The organism is Paenibacillus ginsengarvi (assembly GCF_003626695.1).
Taxonomy (GTDB): domain Bacteria; phylum Bacillota; class Bacilli; order Paenibacillales; family NBRC-103111; genus Paenibacillus_AB; species Paenibacillus_AB ginsengarvi.
The window spans coordinates 53795-76717 of record NZ_RBAH01000014.1 but is presented as its reverse complement, the minus strand read 5'-3'; the positions used below and the strand labels follow the sequence as shown (position 1 = coordinate 76717).

The window sequence follows — 22923 nt, the reverse complement described above, 5'->3', positions numbered from 1 at the left end:
GAAAGTGGGAAGTTTATTTAAGATCGAAATTATATTTTCCAAATTTTGCAGCTATCCGCTAAGATGGAGCTAATCCTCCCAATAAAGGAGAGCATCCATATGGATATGGCGGGCATGATCGAAGCTTACAACAGTGAAAAAGAGCTTCCGTTCAGCGGAGCGGTTTATGTCAGAGAGGAAGACGGGGGCATTTTCGAACAAGCTTACGGCTACGCGAATCGCAGCGAACAGACGAAAAACCAAACGAATACCCGTTTCGGCGTCGCATCCGGCTGCAAAATTTTTACGGCAGTTGCTATCGGTCAGCTCGTAGAGAAGGGGCTGCTGCTTTTCGACACGCGGCTGAACGAGTGCTTACCCATCCGTTTCCCGTTTTTCGATCCGGATATAACCGTGCATCAACTGCTTACGCACAGTTCGGGAATCCCGGACTACTTCGACGAAGAGACGATGAGCGACTATGCGGAGCTTTGGCGATCGGTGCCTATGTACGCGATGACCTCGCCTTCCTGTTTCCTCCCCTTATTTCAAAATGAACGGATGAAATTCGCGCCAGGCAGCCGCTTTTCATACAGCAATGCGGGATTCATCGTGCTCGGATTAATCGTGGAGCAGCTAGCCGGGATTGGTTTTACGGAATATGTACAAACTCACATCTTTCAAGCATGCGGAATGAACGATTCCGGCTACTTCTGGCTCGATCGGTTGCCTGAACGTACAGCGACCGGGTATATTAACGACGGATATAACTGGAAAACGAACATCTTTTCGCTCCCTGTCGTCGGCGGTCCGGATGGCGGCGCCTATACAACCGTCCAGGATTTGGCGACGTTTTGGGAAGCGCTGCTCGGCAATCGGCTTTTGTCGGCAAGCATCACACATACGATGCTGCTACCTCATAGGCGCGTTTCGGAAGAGCTTTCCTATGGGTATGGAGTGTGGATCTCTACGCCCGGGGACGGGATTTTCAAATATTATGTCATGGGCGGCGATCCCGGAGTAAATATGCAATCGTCCGTGTACGCCGAATCCGGCATACAGGCTCATGTGATCACGAATACGAGTACAGGTGCGGGCTCGTTGGCGGCTCGAATCGATAAGGCCATATGGCAGCGGATGCAGTCAAGCGGTACCTGAAGGCATCGGCATGCTGGGAATCATGAATCATGTCACACCGGGAGGATGGATCAAACATGACGACGATTTATGTCATCAGACATGGGCAAACCGATTGGAACAAGGAAGGAAGAATGCAAGGAAGAGCGGGCTTGCCCTTGAACGAGCAGGGCTTGAAGCAAGCGGAGCGTTTACGCGAGATGCTCGGGAGCAACACGTTCGATCAGGTCTTTTCCTCTCCGCAGCAAAGAGCCGTTCAAACGGCAGAGATCGCCACGGGCCGCCAAGCGGCTATCGACGCAAGGCTGGATGTTTTCGATCTGGGAGAGGCGGATGGGCTACCCAAAGCCGAAGTGAAGATGAACGGGGTCGTGCCCGACTCGGACGTTTATGCAGGTGTGGAAGAGGTCGGCAGCTTTACGAAAAGAGTGTTCGGCTTCATGCGCGAGCTGGAAAAGAGCTATGGCGGGCGTGACGGCAACATCTTGATTTCCGGGCACCGCTGCACGACGGGCTGTATCGGCGCGTATTTCGAAGGAATCCCGGATGACGGTAACATACTCCGGCTATCCTTGGGAAACGGGGAATACAAGGTATACGAGCTGGGATGAATCAAGAGAGAGCAGGTTTATCTCGCATCTGTTGGTAAAGGAGAGGGGAGCGATTGTCTGTGCAAACGGAAGCAAGAATCGAAAGAATCGTGAACGGTCTGCTGCCGGACGGTGGCTTGCGAAATCAGTACGCTGGCGAAGTATCGCTAGCGAAGCGGATGAAGGATTACAATACCCCGGGTGTTTCCATCGCCGTTATACGCGATTTCAAGGTGGAATGGGCGAGAGGATACGGGGTCCGAGAGGCGGGCAAGCCCGATCCGGTAACGGAAACGACGCTCTTTCAAGCCGGATCGATCAGCAAGCCCGTATTTGCTTTGGCGGCGATGCGTCTCGTGCAAGAAGGTGTTGTGAGCCTGGACGAAGACGTTAACGATCGCCTCCGAACGTGGCACGTACCGGCGAACGGAAACTGGCAGCCCCGAGTTACGCTTCGGCAGTTGCTTAGCCATTCGGCCGGACTTACCGTACACGGATTTCCCGGGTACGAGCGAACGGAGCAGCTTCCTTCCCTCGTCCAAATCTTGAATGGACAGCCACCGGCGCATACGCCGCCTGTGCGTGTCAATCTTGTTCCCGGGGTACAGTTTCGCTATTCCGGAGGAGGCACGACCGTAGCCCAACTGCTTGTTCAGGAGCTTTGCGAAGGCAAATCGTTCCCGGACCTTATGGAGCAGTTTATACTTGCGCCGGCCGGTCTTGCGAACAGCACGTATGCCCAGCCCTTGCCTCCTCATTTGCATTCCGCAGCGGCTGCCGCGCATCCTTGGAAAGGTCGCCCGGTTAGCGGCAACTGGCATGTTTATCCGGAAATGGCGGCTGCGGGATTGTGGACGACGCCTTCCGATCTGGCCCGGCTCGGCACCGAGCTGCAGATGGTTATCAAACGATGCTCCAACTTCCCGCTCACGGCAAGCACGCTTACCCAAATGCTCGTCCCTCCGGCTTGGGAACGTATGGGGCTTGGTTTTTTCGTGGATGGCGAAGGGCAGAGCGCGCGCTTCGGACATGGCGGATCAAACGAAGGCTTCACGGCCCGTTTGACTTTATACCGCCATCTCGGCCTAGGAGCGGCCATTATGATTAATTCCAATGAAGGAAGTCCGATGATCTCGGAGATCGAGCGGGCTATAGCCCGCGAATACGAATGGCCAGATTACTTCCCTGCGCTCCGCGATGCTGTGAGCTTGCCACATGAGCTGCTGGCCCGTTATGCCGGATCGTACCGCACGAGATCTGGCCTGCAATTGTCGATTGTGGAGAAGGAAGGCGAGCTTTTGGCGCAAGTACAGGGACAAGCCCCCGTCCGGTTACTAGCCGAATCGGATACGAGCTTCCGGATGGAAGCGGCAAATGCCGAGATAACATTTGGGCCAAAAAGCGATGGGGAGCCCGTATCGCTTACCTTCCGCCAGGAAGGGAAAAGCTTTTTGGCGGAGCGGTACGGCCAGTAACCGGCGTGCGGGTGTCGGGCTGCCGAACACCTATCTTCGCTTTCGAATCGAGAGTAGGTCGGGGGCGGGTACTTCGGTTTCGTTTGTTGTACCGTTAAGCGGGCAAGTTTAAAAACCGGGAGCTGCGGCTAAAGCTGCAGGCTCCCGGTTCCCGTAAACGACCTATTTTTTCATCAATTCCGCAACCTTCTTGTCGGCCTGCTCCTGCGCCTCGCGGAGAGCGGTATTGATATCCTTTTTGTTGATCGCCATTTCCTTCCGAATGTTGCGGATAATCGTCTGCACCTCTTTATCGGCGATATGCGGAGGCGGCGTCGGCGTAGACGGATTTTTGAAGACGGCGGCCGTATTTTTGCCTTTCAGCGACGGATTGTTCGCCCCGAACTGCTTCTTCACTTCATCGTCGTTCAGTACCGTAACCCGCGAATGGCGGCTGATGTCGACTTGCTGCTCGCGGGAGACGAGCATCTGAATCACCTGCATCGCCTGCTCCTTATGTTTGCTCGCTTTTGTGATGACGAGCATATCCGCGAGAGCGTGACGCCCTTGTCCTTTTTTGTCCGGGAACGTCGGATTCGTGACCATATCCCAGTTCGGCGCCAGTCCGTCTGCTTCGGCCTGAAGCAGATCGCTGACGATTTTCGTTACCCAGTCGGGCTGCATCGCCTGTATTTTTTCCGTGACGAAGCCGGCCGGCCCGTACGCGTACTTGTCCTTCGGCCCGATGTAGCCGGGGGTTTTGTACATCTGATCGAACATCTCCAGCACCTGATGGTAAAGCGGGATGTCGACGAGCGCTTTGTTTGTTTTCGGATCGACGAACGCTTGCGTATACGGGCTGACCATATGATCCGGGAAACGGAGGTCGATACCGATGTATTGGACGCCGTCTTCCATACGGGTCAATTTTCGGTGCAGATCCATTACATCGCTCCACAGCATGTCATCCTTCGGATACGGAACTCCGAACTTGTCAAAAAGGTCTTTGTTATAAAACATCGCGCCTTGGTTCAAGCTGAACGGAATGCCTTGCAGCTGTCCGGGCTCGAGATTCCGAACGGCGTTAACTGCCTCCTGGTTCAACTGGCTCAGGTCCAGCTTGGACAGCTTGACGAGCTCGGTCAAATCCATAGGAAGATCAAGCTGCTTGAGCGGCATATGCCAGTCGTTGTCGGACACGATAATGTCGGGTATATTGCCGGCGGCGATCAAATCCTCCAGCTTGCCGTCCACTTTTTCCAGCGTGATATGCGGATACTTCTTTTTCAGCGGTTCTACGAAAAAAGCCTGATACTCCAGATCGGACAGCCGGACTACGTTGACGTATAATTTCAACGTTACCGGATCTTTCGATACTTGAAACCCGGTATTGGCGGCGGCGGCCTGAACCGGCTCCTCCTTTTTGGCCGTGGAACAGCCTGCGGCTGTTACGGCAGCGACAAGCAGGACAAGCGGAACCCATTTCGAGCGTTTACTCATGTTTGCACCCCATTCGATTTTTGGTAAGTCTTGGTGTCGTGGAACGAACGCGCTATGTAGTGTCGCTCCGGATGCCGGACCTGTCTGTCCGTGCATATCCTACTTTCCTAATCGTAGCGACGAATGTTAGCGCTGAATGAATGGGGTGTAAAGATATCGTAAAGCAGCCATATGGACTCAAAACGCAAAAGACTGTCGAGATTTTCTCGACAGTCTGGGAGGGGTCTTCACCGACTCTTTCATAGTACCGTAAATTACTGACCGGATTTCAGCTTTTCAATCTCCTTCACGGCATTTTCATCAGCCATCCGCAAAGTTGTATTGATGTCAAGCTGGCCTTTGCCAAGCTGGTACCAAAGTTTTTCAAGCTGGTTGTTCGTAATCGCTTGATAAGGCGATTGCTGGAATGGAGCCGCCGGTTTGTTTTTCGTCAGCGCCTTCAGGTTTTTCCCTGCCAGATTCGGATTGTCTTGACCGAAAGCATCTTTTGCCGATTGCGTTTTGATGACCGGCAGTCCAAGCGCTTTTTTGGCCATCTCGGTTTGATATTCGTCGCTGGTCATGTAAGCGATGATTTCAAAAGCTTGCTCCTTATGTTTACTGATGCTTGGTATGTAAGCCAAGTTGAGCGAAGCCTGCGAACCGATACCGCGAAGATTGGCGAATTCCGGCAACGTGACCAAATCCCAATTCACTTGCTGCGGCGTACCGGGAATCGAGGCGGCATACATAGCCGCCACTTTTGAAGTATAGAACAGGTTGTTGATTCCGCCGAAGCTGCCTTCCAACAAGGCATTGCCTGGAATTTCGTAGAAACGGTTTATATTTTTGACATACTGCGACCAGCGCTCGTCGGATGAAAATAACGGCTTATCCGTTTTCGGATCGGCGAACCCGAGGGACATTTGGTTCTGCCAAGCGATGCTGTAAGATTGCGTAATAAAACCTCTGTATTGCGTATCTCCGTCTTTTCGAGTGACTCGCTTCGCAAGCTCGTAAGCTTCGTCCCAAGTCATTCCGTCCGTTGGATAAGGAACAGCGAATTTATCGAAAATGTCTTTATTATAAAGTAGGGACATTACATTCATTCGCAAAGGCAAAGCATACATTTCGCCCTTCGGAGAAAGAGCCTTCACGGCTTCTAGTGTACTAGGCTCGAGACGGTTCAGATCATAGCCGCTTCTCTTGATCATGTCCGTCATGTCGTACTCAAACTTAAACGGCGTAATGTACCGGTAATGGTTCGTATCGCCGTTCAGGAAAATGTCGATCGGCTCTTGCGAAGCAAGCAAGTTGGACAGATTGCCCGCCACGTTCGTATCCGGGGAATTGATGACTTTTAAAGTAACATGCGGAAATTTCTTGGCGATCGAATTCCCATACTGCTCCATGAACGTAGCCGTATCACCTGCGTACGGCAAATAGAAGCTAATAGTAACAGGCTCTTTCGGTTTCTCCCAAGTCTTTGCGAGTGACTCCCCGGCTTGACCCGATTTGCTAGCTTGTCCTCCGCCGCATCCGGCTAGACTGACTGCAGCCGTCAACAACACTATGAACATCGACATCTGTGTTTTAACCAAGCTTTTCATCCTCTCTGTACGTTAACGGGTATATAGCCAATACTGATTTGTCCTTATCAATCATTTGATTGCGGCTTCGTCCAAATATTGAAGCCACTGCTTTTTATATTCGGATTGGATTTTTTCCAGCCCCGCCGCCTTCGCTTTTTCCATGAATAGCTTCAGGCCGGCCTCCACATCTTCGACGAGACCCATCTCGAGCGGCGCGAGATATTGCTTCGAAACTTGTTCCAGCGCCGCTCTCTCCGCCTGGTAAGCCGTATAGTCTTCGGCGAAGCCGGAATAAATGTCCGGTTTGGCGATTTTGTCCAGCTGCGCAAAAATTTCTTTGACCCCGTCATACCCTTTGTCGAACAGCATGTATTCAGGATTCCGCCACGACCAGCCGTTCATCGCCTCGCGCGGAAAGCCGTTCGATTTGCTGTCTCCGATCATTTGGTAATACCCGTTATCGACCGTATAATTGACCCCTTCGATTCCGTATTCGGTGAGCCGGTTATACTCTTTATCGGTCATGAGTTTTTCGTAGAAGGCGATGGCTCGCTCCGGATTCGGGCTGCTTTTCGGAATGGCGAAACCGTTGCCGATCGGCGTAACCGGCGTCGCGTATCCTTTGATGAACGGAAACGGCGAATAGGCCAGCTTCCAGTCCGGATGTGCCGCTTGCGTCTTCGAGTTCATATCGTTGAACATCGACGGATTGTGCGAGAATAGCGCCGCGGATTTGCCGCCGATAACCAGATTGTTGCCCAGCTCTTTTTCGTTCAGCACGTTTTTGGACCAGAAGCCTTTATCGGCCCATTTTTTCGCTACTTTCAATCCTTCCAGATGGGCCTGCGAACCCCAATAGGCAGTCATCTCGCGGGGTTTGCCGTAGGAAGCCGTCATTCCGTACGGAAACGATCCGGCGGGATCGACGGTAAGCTCCATGTAATTGCGCATATTAAAGCCCGAGGCGAGCGGGAACAAATCCGGAACGTTTTTCTTGATTCCGTCCAAATAAGCTTCGAACGAGGCGATCGATTCCGGCTTCGGCAGATTGAACTTCTGCCTCAAGTCTTCCCTGTAGATGAAGCCTCCGGTCGTATACTCTTTGTACGTCGAAGGCACCGTGTAAATTTTGCCGTCGATCTTGGCCGTGTTCCACATGTCCTGCGGCACGAACCCGTGCAAGTTGGGCGCGTACTTGGGCAGCAGCTCGTCCAGAGGCAGGAATGCGCCCTTCTTCGCATACTGCTGGTAGCCGAACCAGTTCGCCGTATAGATCAGGTCGATGGGCTGACCGGACGTGAGCAGCAGCTTGTATTTGGTCGTATTGTCCGTCCACGAAATGTAATTGAATTTTACCGTGGCGTTCAGGTCTTTCAAAGCCAGCTCGTTAATTTTCGCTTCGACGACCGGCAAATCTTTCGGCGGATCCCCCAGCATGTAAAGCTGCAGTTCCACCCTTTTCGAAAAGTCCGGCCCCTTGCCCGAGCCGGCCGTATTCGCGGTTTCCCCGGCGTTCTGCGTTTTGCCGGTACACCCGGCAAACAGCGCGACCGCGAGCGCCAAAACGACGAGTCTCGCAAACATCAGCAATGTCTTTCCTTTCATGTGAAGCCTCCCTCTGCTTTCTAAAAGTTTATCATACTATGTCAGCCGGCAGGCCGCTGGAAAAACGGTTGAAGCGCCGGGACTAACCTTTTACTGCGCCGATGGTCAAGCCTTTAACGAAATAGCGCTGCACGAACGGATAGAGCAGCAGAATGGGCCCTGTTACGATGAGCGACATGGCCAGTTTCGTCGACTCCATCGGAATGTCGCCCGACAGCGTGACCCCGGAGCTTACCCCTAGATCGGCCAGAAACGACATCGTATTAATGATGTTGTACAAGTAAAACTGAAGCTCGTATTTGCTGGGGTCGTTGATGAACAGCGACGACGAAAACCAACTGTTCCAATAGCCGAGAGCCATAAACAGCCCGACAGTCGCTATGCCCGGCATGGCGAGGGGGAGAACGATGCGGAAATAAATGCCGAAATCGTTCGCGCCGTCGATTTTCGCGGATTCGATCACCTCGTCGGGAATGGTCGACCTGATGAAGCTTCTCATCAAAATGATCAGAAACGGCGAAGCCAAGCTGGGAAAAATGAGCGCCGTGTATGTATTCGTCAGATGCAGGTACGAGGTCATCATGATATACCAGGGTACGAGTCCTCCGCTGAACAGCGTAGTGAAATAAATATAGAACATGATCTTATTGCGGTATTTGAAGTCTTTCCGCTGCAAAACGTACCCGGCCATCGTCGTCATGAACAGCCCGATCGTCGTACCGACCGCTGTCACGAAAGTCGTTACGCCGTACGCTTTCAGGATCGGACCGGGCGAAGCGAAAATAGTTTTGTAAGCCTCCAGCGAAAATTGTTTCGGAATAAGCCGGTATCCGTCCCTGATGATCGATTCGTTCAGCGTCAAAGACCCCGACAAAATGAGTAAAAACGGAAATATACAAACGATCGCCGCGGCCGCAACGACCGTGTAGGAGAGCACGCTAAAAACGACGGATCTCTCCGAAGCTCTCACGTTCATAATCGAACCTCCTCTCGCCAATTAGAACAAGGCGTAATCCTCGTTGATTTTTTTGATGATATAATTGACGCTTACGATCAGAATGAAGCCAAATACGGATTGGTAAAGTCCTGCCGCGGTCGCCATGCCGATGTCGAACGTTTCTTTCAGCGATCGAAACACGTACGTGTCGATTATGTCGGTGCTGCCGAATAAAAGGCCGTTGTTTCCGATCAGTTGGTAAAACAGATCGAACTGCCCCTTCATGATGCTGCCAAGGGAAAATAGAAGCAGAAGAACGAAAGTCGGCTTCAGCATCGGGACGGTTATATACCAAATCCTTTGCCGTAAAGTGGCTCCGTCGATTCGGGCCGCTTCGTAGTATTCGTCGCTGATGCCCGTTATGGACGCCAAATAAATGATCATACTGTAGCCGATATGCTTCCACAAGTAGAACACGACGAGGAGGATGACCCATACCCACGGCGCGCCGTAAAAGTTGAACGGCTGCATCCCGAGCGACTTCAGAAACGTATTGGCAAAGCCGGTTTCATAATTGAACATGTTGTATGAGATGGCGCTCAATAGCACAAACGATACGAAATAGGGCAAAAACAAAATCGATTGCGTTATTTTTTTGAACAGCTTCCCGTGGATTTCGCTAAGCAAAATCGCTAACACGATCGCCAGCACATTCTTAAAAACGATAAAAGCCGCGTTATAGCCGATCGTGTTCAGCGTGAGTTCGGCAAGTTTGCCGGACTTCCACAAAAATTTAAAATTGTCCAGTCCGACAAAAGGGCTTCCGAACAGCCCGCCGCGAAAATCGAAGCTCGTAAACGCAAAATAGATGCCGACCATCGGAATATACGAATTGATGAAAAAAAACAAAATCGTCGGCAGCAACATCAGAAACATAAGCTTGTTTTTGTTCAGTTCATTCCAAAATCCCCGTCTCGACACGAGCCCTGTTCCTCCCCGGCTGTAATAGGATCGGCGGAAGACGAATCGAACGTCTGATAGCGCCTGCTCATCCGAACCCCATCGTACAGAGAAAGCAGGCGCAAATAAACTCCACATTGCGTCATAGAAATGAAGTTTTCGCCGTATTGGCGCTTATTCCGGGAGTGAACAATTCGTACTTTCATGTGTTCTTTCTACTTTTTCACTCTCCCTATGGCAACATAGTCGTCATGTAAGCTATACTTTTTTGGAATGAATTTTGCGAAGGGATGAGAAGTCGGGTGAGCCCAAGTGAGAACAGGAACTTGTACAAAAACATTTTGATCAGCCTTGTGGTCAGTATCGTGTTTACTTTGCTCATCTCTTCCACGCTGCTCATCATGAACTTTGAAAGCATCGCCATCCGGCAAGTCTCTCGTTCCGATCTGAACTCTCTGAAACAAACGAGCCGGGAAGTGGCCAAGATGACGGATACGGCCAAGACGCTTTCGTTTCAAATATACGGAGATTTGACGATCTCCAAGCTGATCTTCTTCCCGAAGCCGGACATTTACGATGTCACACTGGCGATGCAACAATTAAACAACTACCGGCTATCGATGCCGTTTATCGAATCGATTTATGTGTACAATGCAAGCTCCGGGATGTACTACATCAGTTCGGACACGTTCCGAAACGGAAGTCAGACGGAGAAGGAGTTGGACGACCGGGGGATTGTGGACATTTTCCATAACATCCGGGCATATCGGCCGTATTATCCGATACCGAGAATTTATGCAATTGGCGATGAAAAACAGGTAAGCAGCTACTCTTATTTATCGTTCGATATGCTGGAGAAGAATACGAGCGCCGCCGTCGTGCTCAATATTGCCGAGTCGTGGGTCAATAAAGATTTCGGCAGCGTAACCGCCGGCTTCAGCGCAAGCACGTTCATTATGAACGAACAAGGCATTTTGCTTTCGCGTAACGGCGGCGATCCGATGTTATCCGATTACTCGGGAAAAGGTTATATTCGCAACATTCTGGATAATCGCATCGTCTCCGATTATTTCGTGGATATAGTCGACGGCGTCAAGTCGCTCGTTTCTTACACGGCCCCGGACTCGCTTGGCTGGAGATACGTACGGACGACGCCTTACTCGGAAATAACGCGGGAGATTACGAGCATGAGAACGAAAACGATTACCTTTAGCCTTTTAGTGCTTCTGCTCGGCTTGCTGCTGTCCGTTGCTGCCACCCGAAAACTGTACAGACCGATCGATAGAGTACTCAAGCGATTGAAATCGCTTGAAACGGAGCGGAGAAACAACCAGTATATCGTGAAGCAGCACTTTTTGCGGAATATTGTGCTTCGAAGGGAGACCTATAGTTCGGAAACGCTGCAGGATAAATTAACTGAATTCGGCTTCACCATCCGGGCGGATTACGAAACCAGACTCATCTTGCTCAAGATGGATCGTTTCGCGGAGTGCGCCGATCGGTACCGGGACCATCTCAAACTGGTAAAGTACGCTATCATGAATATTTGCGGAGAAATAAGCTCCTCCTTGTTTTATGCCGAAGGGGTCGATATTGGCGAAGATCGGGTACTTCTATTGCTCGCAAGCGACGATCCTCACGTAAGCTCGGATCGAAAAGCTTTGCTAAGTCTACTGAAATCGATGCAGGAAGCGGTTTTGAATCATCTTAAAATAACGGTTTCCATCACCGTAAGCCCGGTCAGATCAACCCTCAACGAAGGGATCCTGATGTATAATCAGGTTAAAGAAGCTTCGCTGCATCGGCTGTTTTACGGCCACGGCTGTCTGATATGGTCGGAGGACGTCATGAACCTGAAGCTGAAAGAGTATGCGTTTCCGGTTCAACGGGAAAAGCAGCTGGTCGATTGCCTTATGACCGGGAAAATCGAAGAAGCCAAGACCATTTTCTCGGACATGGTCCGCGCTACGGCGGAATATTCGTATACCGTCGTCCAACTGACGATTGCCCATCTGACGTTCACCGTCATAAACGTCCTGAATACGATTCGGAAAAATAACGCTATCGTTGACGAAGCCGACTTCGACTCCCCTCTTGTCTCGTTGGACCAAGTGGAAGTTGTCGAAGAAATAACGGCTCCATTTTTCAGGATATTCGATGGATTGAGAAAACAGCTGGAAGGGAAGAAAACCTCGAAGCAAAACGATTTGGTGAAACGCATCAACGAGATAATCGAGCGGGAATATGCGAACCCGAACCTTTGCCTGAACTCGATTGCGGACGAGCTGAGCATGTCGCCTATATATATAAGCCGCCTGTACAAGCAGTTGACATTTTTCACGCTGACGGACGTCATTCAAGAGGTGCGCATGAATAAATCCAAGCAACTGTTGCTGGAATCCGATTATTCCGTGGCGGACATTGCTAAACAGACCGGATTTACGAACAGCTCGTACTTTTATCGTATGTTTAAGAAAAGCAACGGTGTAACGCCGAGCGATTTCCGTAAACAAGTGCCTCGAACCGAGACGATCTGAGAAGCTTCGAGAAAGCCGTTGTCCGCATAAAGCGGAGAACGGCTTATTTGCTGCGAGACGGCTTCGTAAAATAAAATTTTGTATACATATATTATTATTGAAATATTATTTCTTAATGCTATAATGGGGCTGTATGGAGCTTTAACGGAATAACGGAACTGGAAAAACATAAGCAAGACGCGCCATTCATAACGGGGAGCAATAAAGCGAATATTGTAACCGAATGGGAGGAGACTCCATGGAGAGTTCTAATCGGCAGCTTGTGTTATCCGGAGCCGACGGGTTGGCCCGGTCGGCAGCGAAGGTTCTGGAAGGCAAACGTTTCGGAGTGCTTACGAATCCGACAGGTGTAACGAGAGACTTCCGTTCCACGGTGGACGTCTGCGCGAATCAGAAGGCGGGACAACTCACCGCCTTATTTGCGTGCGAGCACGGCATTCGCGGGGAGCGACAGGCGGGCATTTTGTTCGAGGATGAGACCGATCCCGATCTCGGCATACCGGTTTACAGCCTGTATGGCAAACATCGCGCGCCGACGCCCGACATGCTGGAGACGGTAGATGCGATTGTATTCGATTTTCAAGACCTAGGCGTCCGGTTTTATACGTATTTGACGACTTTGATTTATACGATGCAGGCTTGCGCGAAGGCGGGCAAGGAGCTGATCGTGCTGGATCGGCCGAATCCGCTTGGCGGCCTAACGGTCGAAGGCGGCATTTTGCGCGACGGCTTCCAATCGATGGTCGGAGGCTGGAAAATTCCGATCCGTACCGGACTTACAATCGGCGAATTCGCGAGACTCGTGAACGACCAGTCGGAGACGAAATGCCAGCTGCAAGTCGTGCCGCTGGAAGGCTGGAGCCGGGGTATGGAATACCCGGAAACGGGATTGCCTTGGATGATGCCATCCCCCAATATACCGACGATGGATACGGTGCGGGTGTATGCGGGCACTTGTTTCTTCGAAGGGACGAACTTGTCGGAAGGCCGGGGAACGACGAAACCTTTCGAGCTGATCGGCGCCCCTTGGCTGGACGGCAAACGCGTTGCCGAGGAGATGAACCGCCGCGGACTTCCGGGCGTCGTGTTCCATCCCGCTTATTTTACCCCGATGTACTCCAAGCATAAGGGCGAGCTGTGCGGCGGCGTTCAAGTGTACGTGACCGATCCGAAGGCTTACAGCGCCGTCCGTTCCGGTCTGTATTTGCTTCAGCATATCCAGCAGTCGCATTCGGAGCATTTTGCTTGGCTGCCGCCGTTTAAGGAAGGCTCCAAGTCGTTTATCGAGCTGCTCACGGGCGGCGACCGCGTCAAGCTAACGCTGCACGAGCCGGGAGCGGCCGAAAAGATCGCGGACGATTGGGACCTCGAAGCGGCGGAATGGGCGAAGACGCGCGAGCCTTACCTGCTGTACGAATAAACGGAAAGAAGGAAGATACAGATGACAGCAATCGTTTATCGGCATTATGAAACGGGCGACGAGCGCGCGATCGTGGAGCTGTGGAACGATTGCCTGCACCACGATCCGATTACGCCGCTGCGGTTTCGCAATTTGGTACTGCTCGACGCAAACTTCGATCCGCAAGGGCTTAGGCTCGCATTCGCGGGCGGCAAGCTGATCGGATTTGTCTACAGCCTGCGAAGACTGCTCCCGATGACCGGAACGGAGCTGGAGCCGGAGAACGGCTGGGTTACGGCTTTTGCGGTAGATCCGGCATGGCGCCGGCAAGGAGTCGGCTCGCGGCTGATGCAAGACGCGTTCGACTTTTTAAGCGGACACGGGCGGAAGTATGTATTCTTCTCCTCCTACGCGCCGAATTATTTCATGCCGGGCGTAGACGAGGACAGCTATCCGGAGGGATATGCGTTTTTGCTCAAGCTTGGCTTTGACCGGCTGTATTCGCCCGTTGCGATGGATTATTCGCTCGTCCGGTATTCGATGCCGGATGACGTCAAGGCGCTGAAGCGCGTGCGGGAAGAGGAAGGGTACACGTTCCGGCTCGCGTCGGACGAAGATCTGGTGGAGCTGATCCGCTTCGCAAGCGACGTATTCAATCCCGACTGGGGACGGGCGATCCGCGAAGGCATCTTGCGCGGCTTGCCGCTTACGGCCATTCACGTGGCGCGCGAACGCGGCAAGCTAGTCGGCTTTTGCATGCATGGCGGCTACGAGGGCGTTGCGGAGCGATTCGGCCCGTTCGGCGTAGATCCGTCTCAGCAGGGCAAAGGGCTCGGCAAAATTTTGCTGCACGACTGCTTGGCGAATATGCGGGCGCAAAGCTTGCACGGCGCCTGGTTCCTGTGGACCGGCGAAGCGACGACGGCAGGCCATTTGTACAAAAAACTCGGCTTTGCCGTATCCAGACGATTTCATGTATGTAAAAAAAGCTTGTAACATCAAGTGATGGAGGGAACCAGCAGCCATGTCCGAACAGCAAAAACATCACATCCTGGCGATAAGCGCGCATGCGGGGGATCAGGAGCTTACGGCCGGAGCTACGATAGCGAAATATACGCAGGCCGGGCATAAAGCGACTTTTCTGCATCTGTCCCCGGGCGAGAAAGGCCATCCGCGCCTGAGCCCGGACGACTATGCCAAGCAGAAAATCGAAGAATCGTACAAAGCGGCTGAAATTCTCGGCGCCGATGTCCGTTATTTGCAGTACAAGGATGCGGAAATTCCGGTGAACGACCAGATCAAGTACGAAGTAGCGGATGTAATTCGCGAAGTGAAGCCGGATATTATTATTACACACTGGAAACATAGCATTCATAAGGACCATGCGAACACGCACGCAATTGTAGAGGATGCTCATTTCTACGCGGCATTAAAAACGATCGAGCGGGACCTTCCCTCCCATTACGCGAAAAAAATATATTTCTCCGAAAACTGGGAGGATATGCACGAGTTCGTGCCGGAGGTATTCGTCGACATTCCGGAGGAGGCGTTCGACGCCTGGATTCGGGCGCTGAGCGTTTATGCGTTCGCGCGCGGGGAAACGTACGGATTCCCGTATATCGATTATTACAAATCGTTAACGGTCGTCCGCGGCGCTCCGGTATACTTCAAACGGGCGCAAGGCTTTATGGTGCCGAGAGGCGCGCTGAACAAGCGGCTTCAGTGGTTCGAGTAAGCCGGCTCCGGCTGTTAGACAAGGGTCGTTATCTGCGCAAGCGCGCAGGTGGCGGCCCTTTTTTGCTTTTTGCGGCTGATAGATATTTACTTATAAGAGTAAAGCGACGATTCAGCGGAGCGGCCGCCTTTACGCCATGAGAAGGCGTTTCCCTTTCTCTAAGTTTAGGGGCTCCACTTTGTAGGGTTATTTTAGTCTAGCGGACAAGCCGTTACGAATATACTCCAATTGAAAGTTGCGGGACGTCCAGGCCGCCTCCCGGCAGCCGGATAAGCTAGCCGCAACAATAACCGAACGGAGGAATCGTACCGATGCCGACAAGTAGCGAACTGCGGGCGACCGCAAGGAAGAGCCTAAGCGGGAATTGGCTGCCCGCGATTGGCATTACGCTGTTGTTTGCGATCATCATCGGAGTGCTGTCGTACATCCCGTACATCGGCGGGATCGCCGTGCTTATCGTAGGCGGGCCGCTGACGCTGGGGCTCGTCACCTACTATTTGAAGCTCGTTCGCGGCGGGAAGCCGGGGGTAGAGCTGCTCTTCGGCTCGTTCGACCGTTTCGCTCCGGCATTTCTCGTTTATTTGCTCGTGCAAATATTTGTCTTCCTTTGGTCGCTTCTGCTGATCGTGCCGGGCATTATTGCGGCGCTGCGGTATTCGCAATCGTTTTACATTTTGCAGGAAAATCCGAATATAGAGCCGATGGAGGCGATCCGGCAGAGCAAGGAAATGATGGTCGGGCACAAAGGCAGGCTGTTTGTGCTGTATTTGACCTTTATCGGCTGGGCGATTCTTGCGGCCATTCCGTTCGGGTTGGGCTTCATCTGGCTGCAGCCGTACATCATGACGACCCAGGCGGCGTTTTATGAGGATCTGAAGGGGCGCAGCGGCTCCGCATCGTAACGGGCGGTTTCGCAGCGCGGCCTCTCCATACCGAAACTTTTGACGCTTGCCCTCCGACGGGCAAGCTTTTTTTTGCGTGCCGATTGACGTTTTCCACGAATTGGATTATTATTACGTGTGACGATATATCGTGAAGTGTAATAGTAAAGGAGGAGCAATAGATGGGAAACGATGTTTTCGGGCGTTACTCCGACCCGAGCATCCTCATACTCGCGAGCCTCGCGGGCGGAGAGAAGCACGGCTACGCGATGATGGAGGATATAGCCGAGATAGCGAGTGTGAAATTGGGCCCGGGCACGCTGTACGGCGCCATATCTCGGCTGGAAAAGAGCGGGCTGATCCAGGCCTTGGAGACGGACGACCGGCGCCGCCCCTACCGCATTACTTCGGCTGGGGAGATGGCGCTGAGGGATTACCTCACCAGTATCCATAAAGTCGCTACTCTCGGTCTGCACAGGCTGGGGGCGATATGAATAGGCTCAAATGGCTGCTGCACCTCTATCCCCGTTCCTGGCGCGAGCGATATGAGGAAGAATTCGTAGCGATGCTGGAGATGTGTCCGAGACACCGGTGGACGGATGTTTTCGATATGCTGCTTGGCGCAGTCGACGCCCATATCCAGATGAAATTACAGGACGGCAGCAATCGGCTTCAGTCCGGTATGAAACAGTCCACTAAGTTGAACCTTGTTCCGGCTGCCGCTCCATCTGCGGCTCCAGCCGTTCCCGCCCCAAGCGGCGGCATTAGCGCGCGATGTTTGACATGCACCAAAACGAGCGTATTACAGCCCGGAGACCCCGACTACGGCAAAATGAAAAGCGGGCCATCCAAGCTGTATATATGCAAAACATGCAAAACCGCTCTCAAAGAAGAGGCCATACTCGTAACGGGCCTCAATCCGAACGTTCTCGATCCGATGGAGAAGATCGTTCCGTAAGGCCGGATGGCCTCTGACCATCAAAGGGAGGTGAGAAACGAAGCGATGCAAATCATCAGGGAAGAGAAAAACGTGAGAGGTCTGCCGCTGCCTAACGAAACGCGCTTGGTTTTGTCGGGCGAACTTCCTCCTCAGGAATTGATTACGGGCTGCTTTGTGCTTGCCTTTCGGGGTAATGAACTGCTGCTGACGGATTTGAAGGAAAGAGGCTGGGATATTCCCGGAGGGCATGTGGAGCCCGGGGAAACGCCGGTTGAAGCGGCGCTGAGGGAGCTGTGCGAAGAAACCGGAGCTTCGGTCGAAACGCCAGAGATGCTGGGATACGAGCTAATCCGGCTGCACCATAAACCCGAACGCTACAAGTATCCGTATCCCGACAGCTACATGGTGTTTTACTCGGCCCGAATAGCTAGGCTGGATGAGTTTGAAAGTACGGAAGAAACGAGAGGCAGAGCCTTGTTCAAACCGGAAGAGGCTGCTGACCTTTCCTGGATTCGGCAAAATCGGGCGCTCTATGAGGAGGCGCTCAGGAGAGCCGTAAGCGGTAATAAGGAAAAGCGAATCATTACGTAGGGAAGGACTGATTCCGATTAGCCAGGTTCAGGTTCGAAGGTACAGAGCTTCTTCGCTTTGCATCATTCGCAAAGACGATTCCATCCTGCTGGAACAATTTGCGGAAGAAAACGGGGTCACTACGTTTCGGCCGGTCGGGGGAACGATTGAGTACGGCGAGGACAGCAGATCGGCCGTTATTCGCGAAGTTAAGGAAGAAATCGATCAGGAGATTACCGGCGTCAGGCTGCTTGGAATCGTTGAGAACATATTTCCGCATGACGGGCAGATCGGTCATGAGTTCGATTTTATATATGAAGCAAGCCTGCTGGATGCAAGTGTCTATGAACAAGAGATTGTATACGGTGTAGAAGGAGATCGTACGTTTACGGCGGTCTGGAAGCGTCTTGGGGATTTTAAAAATAACGCATCTTGCCGGCTTGTCCCGGACGGTTTGTACGAAATGTTGATCGGCGATGGGAAAGCAGAGCATCTGAGTGAAGTGAGGCATATCAATAGCAAGGACATACTGCCTTATTGGACCGAAAAGCGCTGAGCCGCCGGCCGGCTGTATAGTTTTATCATACGCAAGCATCAAGCCAACCGGTATCTGCGGTTGGCTATTTTTTTATCAAGAATAAAAGGAACGATAGCCGAAATAGGATAAATAAAAGAGGATAAAAAAAGGAATCGAGCTGAACGAATGAACAAAGACCGATTAACTGAGATTGAGCTCAGCCGGGGCATATGTATGGGTTGTGTCATATTAATTCATAGCACTTCCAGCTCCCTTGTCGACATTTCATCCCATTCCGCTCTATATCCTATTTTCTTGCTCGTAAACAAACTGGCTTGTTTCTCCGTGCCGGCTTTTCTATTTCTCAGCGGAGTCGTTCTTTTTTATAAGTATGCGGACGGGTGGAAACGAAATCAGTGGCTCCCTTTTTACTTGCGGAGAGCCAAGTATGTACTGATCCCTTATATCATTTGGGCCGTTATATATTATTTCTTCTATTATGCTGTATACGGGGATTACAATTCGATTACCTTTATCGGCCTTATGGAGCAGCTGGCACTCGGCAAAACGTTCTATCATTTGTATTTTGCGGTACTGATCATTCAGTATTACTTGCTTACACCGATCCTCCTGAGCGTTGCGGGTGCCGGCCGGAGAAATAGTATGTTTGTATTGGGCTTTGCTGTGCTTGTCCAAGCATCCATGAGCTTTTTGAGCGATACATACTTCGGGCTCGAAGACAACTCGTTTTTGTTCACAACTTATTTCGCATCCTTTGTGCTCGGCTGCTGGTTCGGTCAATATTACGAGAATATCATGCGGCGGATGGAGTCTCGTAAAGGTGCCTTGTACGGTCTATGTATAGGATTAACCGTTCTGTACAGCTGGGTTCGACTCGGCGACGTATACGGCCGTATTTCGTTGCATCCGCTCCTCACAGAGCTGATCGTTCACAGCTATTGTCTTAGCGTTGCGGTGAGTCTGCTGCTTATCTCCCGTTCATGGAGCGGCCCGCACGGCGTAACGAAACTAATAAAACTAGCGGGAGTATGCTCTTTCGGCGTTTATCTGATTCATCCGGCGGTGCTGATCTTGCTGGAGAAGCTGATTGCTTTTTTCGGCCCTGCTGCGTATCCGTTCGGAATTGTACTAATATTTATAGGTACCACCGCAGCTTCCGTCAGCCTCGTTTATATGCTCCGGCTTTGGAAAGGATCATGGGTGTTAGTAGGCCGGTAAGGCTTAACGTACCGGGTCCCGGCGGGCTATGTATGTCCCAAGCGCAGCTCCGGCCTTCCGCTTGCACAGCGCATATGCTACGATAGCGTATATGTTAAACATCGACGAAAAAGATTTGCCATACTTTTAACGTATGACGTCTAAGGAGTAGTGCGCGAATGGATATACGACAGCTCCGCTACTTTATCGCAATTGCGGAGGAACGGCAAATTACCGCCGCGGCCAGAAGGCTTCATATCGCCCAGCCGCCGCTCAGCCAGCAGCTTCGCTCGATGGAGCGGGAGCTGGGCGTGAGGCTTGTTGAGCGCAGCGGCAAGCAGCTCGAACTGACGCGGGCGGGGACGATTTTGTATAAGCGGGCGATCAGCATCGTGAAGCTGATGGAAGAGTCGCAGATCGAGGTGAAGGATACCGGAAACGGACTGACAGGACAATTGACGATCGGAGTCAATACACTGTCCGACGAACGGCTGCCGAATCTGCTGCGTGTTTTTCGCGAGCGGTATCCGAGAATAACGTATAAAATTCAGCAGAACGAATCGGCCCAGCTGTGCAAAATGGTGAAGGAGCGGGCGATCGAGCTGGCCCTTGTCCGCTTCCCGCTTGAGCTCGGGGAGTTCTCGATTTTGCATCTGCGAACCGAGCCGTTTTATTTCGTTACGGCCGGAAACGGCGAAGCGGCACATGGAAAAGTAACGTTCGAGCAGCTTGCAGGTCATCCGCTCATCCTGCCGAGCACAGCCGGGCTAGGCGTATACCAGAACATCGTGGAGGAATTTTCGCGAAGGCGCCTGCAGCCGAACGTCATCTGCGAATGCTCGGATATCGCCATGCTGCTTGAGCTCGTCTCGGCCGATTTTGCCGCGACGATCGTCCCCGAAACGACGCTGCGCGTACATCGCGGCTACGACGTACAAGCGTACGAGATCGAAGGCTCCACCTTGGCGGCGTCCTCCGTGCTTATTTGGCTGAAGGACCACGAGCTGTCCAAGGCGGCGCAAAACTTCATCGCGCTGCTGCAAAGCGAAAGCGACGCATCCGCTGCATTCGGGCCATCCGAAGGAGACGCGGACGATCAGGCGGCTGCGAGAGGAGATTCCTAAGAAACATCCGCACCCTTTTCCCGCCTAACGACAACTGAGGCTCCAATCATACCGGCAGCCGCAACAAAAGCGCATAGAAGGACTTCAGGCGCGTCCCACTTGCCGCGGAAGATCGCACTGAAAACGACGTTGTTATACGATAAGGCCATGTTTACCGAAAGCGCGCCTATCCCCGCAACCGCAATGCCTACAGGAACCGTTTTAATCAGCATGGTGACCACATTCGTACTGAATCGCGCAAGGATAAACGCGAAACAACCGGCGCCGACGCTTAGAACAACGATCATTCCCGCCAGCAGGAACGCGTACTGCCCGAACGTTATATTGTAAAGCTGCATATGGCCACTCGTGAACGACAAAATCGGCGCGTTCCAGTAATCGCTTGCGCCCGCAAGAAGGAATGGCGTATACGCCGCGACGATGAGTAGAAAGGATAGTACGAGCGCGCTCACGGCCGTTGCGGCCAATTGAACCCCCAAAATCCTGCGGCCGACCGCCGACGAATACTGGATCAGGTTTACCTTCTGCATGCGGTCGGTTGTAAGTAAAGGAGCAACGAGGACGATGACGGCAACCGCGCTGAACACGCCGACAACGGCGGCATAAAGCGAGAACTCCCTGCACAAATCGTAACGAACCAGATTGGCATTGCGCATATGCAGTATGTTTTCGGCGGTGCGGACGACTACCGGACGGGAGTCGCGGTCGATATAGCTGCGGAGAGAGCTTTCATAATCGACGTAGGTGCGTTCAAGCACAGCGAGCGTTTGCAGCCTCATCAGAGGAGAAGCATACCATTCATCCAGAGTTTGCGTACTGCTGCTGCGATCCAGCTTGTTCCGCATTTGAGAAGTCGTATCGTAGAAGCTTTTCCGTTCCGTCTCGTTCAGGCTGCTGAAATCGGTATCCGCGAAGGCCTGAAATTCGGCGTAATTGCGAATATGGTGTTCGGCGAAAATCGTCTCACCCGCGATAATGGCATCCAGCTCCGAAAAAATGGCCGCCTTTTTGCCGGGGATATCGTAGTCCGCAAGCTCCTCCGGCTCTAGTGTACCGCCATAACGTTCAAACATCTCTTTCTGATAGGAGCCGTAAATGCCATGTGTGGTCAAGCTATCGTACGAGCTCAGGGCTTCGCTCAGAAACGCGAACCACGTCAGCACGGCGAGCGCGGCGAACAGCGCGAGGACGCGCAGGTTCCATAGCTTCTTGAGCTCATAAGCGAACATTCTCAATAGAGTTCCCTCCTTTCGAAACATTTAGCGGCCATGAATGCGGCGACGGAAAGCACGGCGAGGGAAACGAAAAGCCCCATGCTCTCAAAGTTCGCCCATATCAGATCCGCCCCTCCGTCGGTGAACCACATTCCGCTATTTTTCCATAACCATACGGGAGTTAGATTCCAAATGCCCCTATAAACCGAACCGATGGGCAGGATCGGCTTGGCGAGAAACAAAACGCCGACGACTGACGCGGCCGAGACAAAGGCTCCGTATCCGCTGCGAACCGATACGCCGACCGCGTACCCGAGCAGGCAAAAGCAAAGCGTTAGCCCAAAACTGATACCAATCGTAGCCCACAGATATCCCGCAACCGTGAAGCAACGCCAGGTGATGAAAGGCTTGCCGTACTCATTCATAGCGTAGTTAAACATACTGGACACGTTAGCCGTCCAAACGCCGGAAAAGTCAAATCGGAGAAAAAACACCAGTAAACTTACGCCGATGATTACGACGCTTAAGGCGGCGGCTGCCGTTATCGAGGCCCACAGCTTGGTCCTGAGCACTCGCCGTCCGACCGCTGAAGCGTAGATGACCGGTTCGGTGCCTCGCATATGTTCATAAGTGACCGACAGGAGCGCAGTGAAAAGGGCAAGCAGACAGCTTTCCGCGATGATCGCCATAAACATCATCTCGAACAATAAGCTGTGGCGATAATGGGTTTGCTTGCCGAAATAAACGGACAGGGCATCGCCATTTGCGGATTTTTCGTCTACGACCGGTTGCAGTTTTTCATATTTGCTTCGGATATTTTCGGCGTTTGCGCCTGCGATGCCGTACTTGCGAATATAACCCTCGGCGATTTCGCTTGTCTGAAAATCCTTGAAGATATCGACAGCTTCCGCTTTGGCATCCGAACCCGGTTCGTTATAACTGGTTATTGCAATCATAGCGTTAACGATCAGGCATAAAACCACGAACCCGATAATGACGGGGGATAACGCCAGTTTTTTCAGTTCGTACCCGAATAACATAGCACCCACCTCCCA

General features: G+C 52.3%; 21 protein-coding genes. 14 read left to right on the top strand and 7 right to left on the bottom strand.

Annotation, left to right across the window (positions count from 1 at the left end; all coding sequences use genetic code 11):
* The first annotated feature begins 99 nt into the window (after positions 1 to 99).
* The 3 genes from D7M11_RS19295 to D7M11_RS19285 are packed head-to-tail and all read left to right on the top strand — an operon-like array spanning position 100 to position 3181.
* On the top strand, positions 100 to 1137 hold the full coding sequence (locus D7M11_RS19295) for a serine hydrolase domain-containing protein (protein ID WP_120748886.1): 1038 nt from the start codon (positions 100 to 102) through the stop codon (positions 1135 to 1137).
* A gap of 56 nt (positions 1138 to 1193) precedes the next feature.
* On the top strand, positions 1194 to 1727 hold the full coding sequence (locus D7M11_RS19290; protein WP_120748885.1) for a histidine phosphatase family protein: 534 nt from the start codon (positions 1194 to 1196) through the stop codon (positions 1725 to 1727).
* Between the two features lie 59 nt (positions 1728 to 1786).
* Positions 1787 to 3181, top strand: coding sequence for a serine hydrolase (locus D7M11_RS19285; protein ID WP_240041219.1), 1395 nt, complete (start codon positions 1787 to 1789; stop codon positions 3179 to 3181).
* 162 nt (positions 3182 to 3343) lie between these two features.
* Here D7M11_RS19285 and D7M11_RS19280 read toward each other — a convergent pair whose 3' ends face one another.
* The 5 genes from D7M11_RS19280 to D7M11_RS19260 all read right to left on the bottom strand — a co-directional run bounded on the left by D7M11_RS19280 (position 3344) and on the right by D7M11_RS19260 (position 9709).
* The gene (locus D7M11_RS19280; protein ID WP_158606723.1) at positions 3344 to 4660 is read right to left on the bottom strand and encodes an ABC transporter substrate-binding protein; all 1317 of its coding nucleotides are present in this window, start codon (positions 4658 to 4660) and stop codon (positions 3344 to 3346) included.
* Between the two features lie 254 nt (positions 4661 to 4914).
* The gene (locus tag D7M11_RS19275) at positions 4915 to 6225 is read right to left on the bottom strand and encodes an ABC transporter substrate-binding protein (RefSeq protein WP_205127082.1); all 1311 of its coding nucleotides are present in this window, start codon (positions 6223 to 6225) and stop codon (positions 4915 to 4917) included.
* 75 nt (positions 6226 to 6300) lie between these two features.
* Positions 6301 to 7836 (bottom strand): extracellular solute-binding protein, encoded by a 1536-nt coding sequence (locus tag D7M11_RS19270; protein ID WP_120748881.1) that lies wholly within the window; start codon positions 7834 to 7836, stop codon positions 6301 to 6303.
* Positions 7837 to 7918: 82 nt separating this feature from the next.
* Positions 7919 to 8812: a carbohydrate ABC transporter permease gene (locus tag D7M11_RS19265; RefSeq protein WP_120748880.1), complete on the bottom strand. Its 894-nt coding sequence runs from the start codon at positions 8810 to 8812 to the stop codon at positions 7919 to 7921.
* A 21-nt stretch (positions 8813 to 8833) separates the two neighbouring features.
* Entirely contained in the window at positions 8834 to 9709 is an 876-nt protein-coding gene (locus D7M11_RS19260) for an ABC transporter permease (RefSeq protein WP_240041218.1), read from the bottom strand.
* A gap of 350 nt (positions 9710 to 10059) precedes the next feature.
* Between D7M11_RS19260 and D7M11_RS19255 the strand changes: the two genes are divergently transcribed.
* From D7M11_RS19255 to D7M11_RS19205, 11 genes are all read left to right on the top strand, one after another.
* Positions 10060 to 12270: an AraC family transcriptional regulator gene (locus D7M11_RS19255; RefSeq protein WP_193556232.1), complete on the top strand. Its 2211-nt coding sequence runs from the start codon at positions 10060 to 10062 to the stop codon at positions 12268 to 12270.
* 238 nt (positions 12271 to 12508) lie between these two features.
* Complete coding sequence (locus D7M11_RS19250; protein WP_120748877.1) at positions 12509 to 13690, top strand: exo-beta-N-acetylmuramidase NamZ family protein; 1182 nt, start codon at positions 12509 to 12511, stop codon at positions 13688 to 13690.
* Between the two features lie 21 nt (positions 13691 to 13711).
* Positions 13712 to 14665 (top strand): GNAT family N-acetyltransferase, encoded by a 954-nt coding sequence (locus D7M11_RS19245; protein WP_120748876.1) that lies wholly within the window; start codon positions 13712 to 13714, stop codon positions 14663 to 14665.
* Positions 14666 to 14693: 28 nt separating this feature from the next.
* The gene (locus D7M11_RS19240; protein ID WP_120748875.1) at positions 14694 to 15404 is read left to right on the top strand and encodes a PIG-L deacetylase family protein; all 711 of its coding nucleotides are present in this window, start codon (positions 14694 to 14696) and stop codon (positions 15402 to 15404) included.
* A 311-nt stretch (positions 15405 to 15715) separates the two neighbouring features.
* Positions 15716 to 16306, top strand: a complete 591-nt coding sequence (locus D7M11_RS19235) for a DUF975 family protein (protein ID WP_120748874.1) — start codon at positions 15716 to 15718, stop codon at positions 16304 to 16306.
* 161 nt (positions 16307 to 16467) lie between these two features.
* Positions 16468 to 16779, top strand: coding sequence for a PadR family transcriptional regulator (locus tag D7M11_RS19230; protein WP_120748873.1), 312 nt, complete (start codon positions 16468 to 16470; stop codon positions 16777 to 16779).
* On the top strand, positions 16776 to 17243 hold the full coding sequence (locus tag D7M11_RS19225; RefSeq protein WP_120748872.1) for a hypothetical protein: 468 nt from the start codon (positions 16776 to 16778) through the stop codon (positions 17241 to 17243). The genes D7M11_RS19230 and D7M11_RS19225 overlap by 4 nt, the downstream gene beginning before the upstream one ends.
* 45 nt (positions 17244 to 17288) lie before the next feature.
* Complete coding sequence (locus D7M11_RS19220) at positions 17289 to 17816, top strand: NUDIX domain-containing protein (protein ID WP_120748871.1); 528 nt, start codon at positions 17289 to 17291, stop codon at positions 17814 to 17816.
* Entirely contained in the window at positions 17791 to 18351 is a 561-nt protein-coding gene (locus tag D7M11_RS38125; protein WP_120748997.1) for an NUDIX hydrolase, read from the top strand. The genes D7M11_RS19220 and D7M11_RS38125 overlap by 26 nt, the downstream gene beginning before the upstream one ends.
* A 147-nt stretch (positions 18352 to 18498) precedes the next feature.
* A complete protein-coding gene (locus tag D7M11_RS19210) occupies positions 18499 to 19551 on the top strand; it encodes an acyltransferase (RefSeq protein WP_120748870.1) in 1053 nt (350 codons plus the stop codon).
* A gap of 158 nt (positions 19552 to 19709) precedes the next feature.
* A complete protein-coding gene (locus D7M11_RS19205) occupies positions 19710 to 20654 on the top strand; it encodes a LysR family transcriptional regulator (RefSeq protein WP_120748869.1) in 945 nt (314 codons plus the stop codon).
* On the opposite strand, the gene D7M11_RS19200 is transcribed toward D7M11_RS19205, so the two are convergent.
* Both D7M11_RS19200 and D7M11_RS19195 read right to left on the bottom strand, forming a co-directional pair.
* Entirely contained in the window at positions 20651 to 21889 is a 1239-nt protein-coding gene (locus D7M11_RS19200) for a hypothetical protein (RefSeq protein ID WP_147433460.1), read from the bottom strand. The genes D7M11_RS19205 and D7M11_RS19200 overlap by 4 nt on opposite strands.
* Positions 21886 to 22908 carry a hypothetical protein gene (locus D7M11_RS19195; RefSeq protein WP_120748867.1) on the bottom strand — a complete coding sequence of 341 codons (1023 nt, stop codon included), beginning with the start codon at positions 22906 to 22908 and terminating at the stop codon, positions 21886 to 21888. The genes D7M11_RS19200 and D7M11_RS19195 overlap by 4 nt, the downstream gene beginning before the upstream one ends.
* Positions 22909 to 22923: the final 15 nt, after the last annotated feature.

Excerpts from the sequence above, each read along its gene's own strand:
- D7M11_RS19295 (WP_120748886.1), top strand. The coding sequence starts at position 100 with ATGGATATGGCGGGCATGATCGAAGCTTACAACAGTGAAAAAGAGCTT.
- D7M11_RS19290 (WP_120748885.1), top strand. The coding sequence starts at position 1,194 with ATGACGACGATTTATGTCATCAGACATGGGCAAACCGATTGGAACAAG.
- D7M11_RS19280 (WP_158606723.1), bottom strand. The coding sequence starts at position 4,660 with ATGAGTAAACGCTCGAAATGGGTTCCGCTTGTCCTGCTTGTCGCTGCC.
- D7M11_RS19275 (WP_205127082.1), bottom strand. The coding sequence starts at position 6,225 with ATGTCGATGTTCATAGTGTTGTTGACGGCTGCAGTCAGTCTAGCCGGA.
- D7M11_RS19270 (WP_120748881.1), bottom strand. The coding sequence starts at position 7,836 with ATGAAAGGAAAGACATTGCTGATGTTTGCGAGACTCGTCGTTTTGGCG.
- D7M11_RS19265 (WP_120748880.1), bottom strand. The coding sequence starts at position 8,812 with ATGAACGTGAGAGCTTCGGAGAGATCCGTCGTTTTTAGCGTGCTCTCC.
- D7M11_RS19260 (WP_240041218.1), bottom strand. The coding sequence starts at position 9,709 with ATGTTTCTGATGTTGCTGCCGACGATTTTGTTTTTTTTCATCAATTCG.
- D7M11_RS19250 (WP_120748877.1), top strand. The coding sequence starts at position 12,509 with ATGGAGAGTTCTAATCGGCAGCTTGTGTTATCCGGAGCCGACGGGTTG.
- D7M11_RS19245 (WP_120748876.1), top strand. The coding sequence starts at position 13,712 with ATGACAGCAATCGTTTATCGGCATTATGAAACGGGCGACGAGCGCGCG.
- D7M11_RS19240 (WP_120748875.1), top strand. The coding sequence starts at position 14,694 with ATGTCCGAACAGCAAAAACATCACATCCTGGCGATAAGCGCGCATGCG.
- D7M11_RS19235 (WP_120748874.1), top strand. The coding sequence starts at position 15,716 with ATGCCGACAAGTAGCGAACTGCGGGCGACCGCAAGGAAGAGCCTAAGC.
- D7M11_RS19230 (WP_120748873.1), top strand. The coding sequence starts at position 16,468 with ATGGGAAACGATGTTTTCGGGCGTTACTCCGACCCGAGCATCCTCATA.
- D7M11_RS19225 (WP_120748872.1), top strand. The coding sequence starts at position 16,776 with ATGAATAGGCTCAAATGGCTGCTGCACCTCTATCCCCGTTCCTGGCGC.
- D7M11_RS19220 (WP_120748871.1), top strand. The coding sequence starts at position 17,289 with ATGCAAATCATCAGGGAAGAGAAAAACGTGAGAGGTCTGCCGCTGCCT.
- D7M11_RS19210 (WP_120748870.1), top strand. The coding sequence starts at position 18,499 with ATGAACAAAGACCGATTAACTGAGATTGAGCTCAGCCGGGGCATATGT.
- D7M11_RS19205 (WP_120748869.1), top strand. The coding sequence starts at position 19,710 with ATGGATATACGACAGCTCCGCTACTTTATCGCAATTGCGGAGGAACGG.
- D7M11_RS19195 (WP_120748867.1), bottom strand. The coding sequence starts at position 22,908 with ATGTTATTCGGGTACGAACTGAAAAAACTGGCGTTATCCCCCGTCATT.